The organism is Thermoanaerobaculia bacterium, assembly GCA_035717485.1.
In the GTDB taxonomy this organism is placed as follows: Bacteria; Acidobacteriota; Thermoanaerobaculia; order UBA5066; family DATFVB01; genus DATFVB01.
Window position 1 is genome coordinate 1 of sequence record DASTIQ010000104.1, and the last position, 3,713, is coordinate 3,713.

Sequence of the window (3,713 nt, forward strand, 5' to 3'; positions counted from 1 at the left end):
GGCCGCTCCGACGGCGACCATCGCGAGCACGAAGCCGAGGTAATGGCGGATGATCGGCGCGTTGCCGTAGCCGAGGGCCTTCAGGATCGCGATCTGGTCTCGCTGCGTCTGGACGAGCCGGGTGACGACGACGTGCAGGAGGAAAACGGCCACCGCGAAGAAGATGCCCGGCACGATCCAACCCTCCGTGCGGAGCTCCGTCAGCTCGTTGTCGAGAAAGGCGTTCGAGACCTGGTCGACCCGTCCGTACGCCCCGAGGCTCCCCCAGCGGTCGAAGAGGCGATCGAGCGCGGCGATGACCGCCGGTTCGCTCGCGCCGGGGCCGAGCTCGACGGCGACGTCGTTGAAACCCCCTTCCATGTCGAACGCCGCGCCGACGGCGTCGCGGCGCATCCAGAGGACGCCGAACCGGCGGTTGTCCGGGAGGATCGCGCCCGCGCCGCGGATCTCGTAGACGTATTCGGGGGAGAGCGCGATTCCGACGATTCGGAGCGACTCCCATCGGCCATTGAGCACGGCGCCGACCCGGTCGCCGACGTCGAGGCGATTGGCCTTCGCGAACGCCTCGCTCGCGACCGCCTCGTTTCGCCTTCCCGGCTCCGGCAGGCGGCCCCGGCGGATCGCGAGCCGGTTGAGAAGCGGGGGAGAGATCCGGGGGATCGAGACGATACGGCCCGTCGCCGGCTCGCGCAGTCCGGGCACGTCGAGCGTCACCTCGACGACGACGCGCGCTTCCGAGGCGGCGACGCCGGGAATCGCCGCGACGCGCTTGAAGAGAGCGTCGGGAACCCGTTTGGCCGAGACGAAGACGTCGGCGAAGCGGTATCGCGCGTAGTAACCGTCGCGCGACAGCAGGATCGACCGGTAGGCGGAGCGGGTGACGACGAAGCTCGAAATCCCGCAGGCGACCACGAGCGCGACGGCGACCGCCGGCCCGCGGTGGTGCCAGAGGTCGCGCCGGAGCTTCCGGCCGAGCATGCTCATCGGCGGCTCACCACGCGAGCGTCTCCGGATCGGCCTTGCTCGCGTTCCGGGTGATCGAGGCGATCTCGCCGCTGACCATGCGGACGACGCGGTCCGCCATCGCGGCGATCGCGGCGTTGTGGCTGATCACGGCCGTCGTCGTCCCGAAGTCGCGGTTCAGCCGGGCGAGCACGCCGAGGACGAGCTTGCCGGTCTGGAAGTCGAGAGAGCCGGTGGGTTCGTCGCAGAGCAGGACGTCCGGGCGCTTGACGATCGCCCGCGCGATCGCGACCCGCTGCTGCTCGCCGCCCGACAGCTGCGCGGGAAAATGATCGAGGCGATCCCCGAGGCCGACGAGCCGGAGCGCGTCGCCGGCATCGAGAGGGCGCTCGGCGACTTCCGTGACGAGGGCGACGTTCTCGATCGCGGTCAGGCTCGGGATCAGGTTGAAGAACTGGAAGACGAAGCCGACGTGCTCGCGGCGGAAGCGGGTCAGCTCGGCGTCGTCGGCTCCCGTCAGGTCGTGGTCGAAGAACCGAACGGACCCGCTCGTCGGAACGTCGAGGCCGCCCAGGATGTTCAGGAGAGTCGACTTGCCGCTTCCGGACGGCCCCAGGATCACGATCAGCTCGCCCGGGTAGAGCTCGAAGTCGACGGACCGGAGCGCGGGGATGTCGACTTCGCCCATCCGGTAGATCTTGGTCAGTCCGAGCGCGCGGAAAACGGGAGACTTCCCGGCGAGCGGGGGGGACAGGGCGGCTTCGTTCACCTGCCCACGGTGCCACGTGCGGGCGGAGACCCTCCAGAGCCAATCGCACCATCGGGATCGAACCGCTTGAATGGCGCGAAGGATCGCGCGGATCCGGGTGGTACGATTCGGAAAAATGCAAGCCAACCCGGGCCGGCCCGTCCTCGTCGTCGAGGACGACGCCCAGATCCGCGACGTCATCGAGGAGCTGTTGCGGATCGAGGGATATCCCTCCCGGTGCGCGACCGACGGGGCCCAGGCGATCGCCCTCGTGCGCTCCGGCGTCCGGCCGTCGGTCATCCTTCTCGACAGCATGATGCCGCGGATGAACGGCGAGCAGTTCCTGAAAGTCCGCGGCGCCGACCCGGACCTGGCCGCGATCCCCGTCTACCTCATCTCCGCGAGCGGGAACCTCGACGAGACCACGGAGCGCTACCGGGTCGAGGGATTTCTCCGGAAGCCGTTCGACCCCGATCGCCTCCTCGAGATCGTCCGCCGCCACTGTCCCCGCGGATCGTCGGGATGAGCGGCACCGCCCGGAATGCCTCTTGACAACCGCTCATACAGTTCTATAGTTTTAGATATATGGATACGGATTCGCTGGCCGCCGCGTTCAAGGCGCTTTCCGACCCGACGCGCATGAAGATCCTGGCGCTCCTCCGGGAGCGCGGCCGATCCTGCTGCGACCTGATCGGGAAGCGCGAGCCGGGCCTCTGCGCGTGCGACGTGCAGGCCAGCGTGGGGCTCGCGCAGTCCGTCGTCAACCATCACATGCAGATCCTGATCCGCGCGGGAGTCGTTTCCGGGGAGAAGCGCGGACGCTGGATGTACTACCGGAGAAACGAGGCGGCGATCGCGGCGCTCGCGGAAGCGCTCGCGCGCGCCGTGTGATCCGCCGCCGTGCGCGGCCGAAAGGAGATCCCGTGGAAACCGACGAGACCACCAAACAGTTCATCCGGCAGCGGTACGCGAGCATCGTGACGGGAAAGCCGCTCCCGGTCTCCGCTTCCTGCTGCGCGTCGACCGAGCTCTCCTCGTTCGTCGAGGAGGGGTACGCGGGCATGGAGGGTTATGCCGCCGACGCCGACCTTTCCCTCGGGTGCGGCCTTCCGACCGCGCACGCCGGGCTCCGGCCGGGGGAGACGGTTCTGGACCTCGGGAGCGGCGCCGGCAACGACGTCTTCATCGCTTCGCGCGCGGTCGGTCCCTCGGGCCGGGTGATCGGCGTCGACATGACGCCGGAGATGATCGCGAAGGCGAACGCGAACGCGGCGAAGCTCGGCGCGAAGAACGTCGATTTCCGGCTCGGGGAGATCGAGGCGCTTCCGGTCGAGGACGGCACGGTCGACGTCGTGATCTCGAACTGCGTCGTCAATCTCGTTCCCGACAAGATGAGGGCCTTTTCCGAGATTCACCGCGTGTTGAAGCCGGGCGGCCGCTTCAGCGTCTCCGACATCGTCCTTGACGGCGAGCTCCCGCGGGCGGTCCGCCGGAGCGCCGAGATGTGGGCGGGGTGCATCGCGGGCGCCCTGCAGAAGGACGAATACCTCGGAATCGCGCGCTCCGCGGGATTCGACGTCGCGGTCGAGAAGGAACGGATGATCGAGATCCCCCGGGAGATCGTCGCGGCGGCGCTCGCGGGAGCCGTGCTGGAGAGCCCGGTTCGCATCCTTTCGATCACGCTGGCGGGACGGAAGCGCGGGTAGACCGGTGGATCGGCCCCGCGTCCTCTTTCTCTGCACCGGAAATTCCGCGCGCTCGCAGATGGCGGAAGCGATCCTCCGCCATCTGTCCCGCGGGGCGGTGGAGGTCGAGAGCGCCGGGAGCGATCCGCGGGCCCAGATCAACCCGTTCGCCCGCGAGGCGGTGAAGAAGGTCTTCGGCCTCGACATGGACGGGCAGCGCCCGAAGTCGATGAACGATTTCGTGTCGCAGAAGTTCGACTACGTGATCACGGTGTGCGACCGCGCGGCGGAATCCTGCCCGACGTTTCCGGGCGCGC

The 3,713-nt window shown here is 68.7% G+C and carries 6 protein-coding genes; 4 read left to right on the forward strand and 2 right to left on the reverse strand.

Translation table 11 applies throughout. The features are described 5' to 3' along the window. The coding region (locus tag VFS34_05685) for an ABC transporter permease (protein ID HET9793935.1) at window positions 1–984 on the reverse strand (984 nt) is incomplete at its 3' end. A gap of 7 nt (window positions 985–991) precedes the next feature. Next, window positions 992–1,651, reverse strand: coding sequence for an ABC transporter ATP-binding protein (locus VFS34_05690; protein ID HET9793936.1), 660 nt, complete (start codon window positions 1,649–1,651; stop codon window positions 992–994). A gap of 196 nt (window positions 1,652–1,847) precedes the next feature. Here VFS34_05690 and VFS34_05695 point away from each other — a divergent pair, with 196 nt between their 5' ends. The 4 genes from VFS34_05695 to VFS34_05710 form a co-directional block, all read left to right on the forward strand. After that, window positions 1,848–2,237, forward strand: coding sequence for a response regulator (locus VFS34_05695; protein ID HET9793937.1), 390 nt, complete (start codon window positions 1,848–1,850; stop codon window positions 2,235–2,237). Between the two features lie 59 nt (window positions 2,238–2,296). After that, window positions 2,297–2,602: a metalloregulator ArsR/SmtB family transcription factor gene (locus tag VFS34_05700; protein ID HET9793938.1), complete on the forward strand. Its 306-nt coding sequence runs from the start codon at window positions 2,297–2,299 to the stop codon at window positions 2,600–2,602. A gap of 32 nt (window positions 2,603–2,634) precedes the next feature. Beyond that, window positions 2,635–3,417 (forward strand): arsenite methyltransferase, encoded by a 783-nt coding sequence (arsM, locus tag VFS34_05705; GenBank protein HET9793939.1) that lies wholly within the window; start codon window positions 2,635–2,637, stop codon window positions 3,415–3,417. Window positions 3,418–3,421: 4 nt separating this feature from the next. Beyond that, window positions 3,422–3,713, forward strand: a 292-nt coding sequence (locus VFS34_05710; GenBank protein HET9793940.1) for an arsenate reductase ArsC, incomplete at its 3' end; no start/stop codon positions are given.

Bases quoted from the DNA above. Each gene is read 5' to 3' on its own strand.
- VFS34_05690 (HET9793936.1), bottom strand. From the start codon at position 1,651: ATGGGCGAAGTCGACATCCCCGCGCTCCGGTCCGTCGACTTCGAGCTC.
- VFS34_05695 (HET9793937.1), top strand. From the start codon at position 1,848: ATGCAAGCCAACCCGGGCCGGCCCGTCCTCGTCGTCGAGGACGACGCC.
- VFS34_05700 (HET9793938.1), top strand. From the start codon at position 2,297: ATGGATACGGATTCGCTGGCCGCCGCGTTCAAGGCGCTTTCCGACCCG.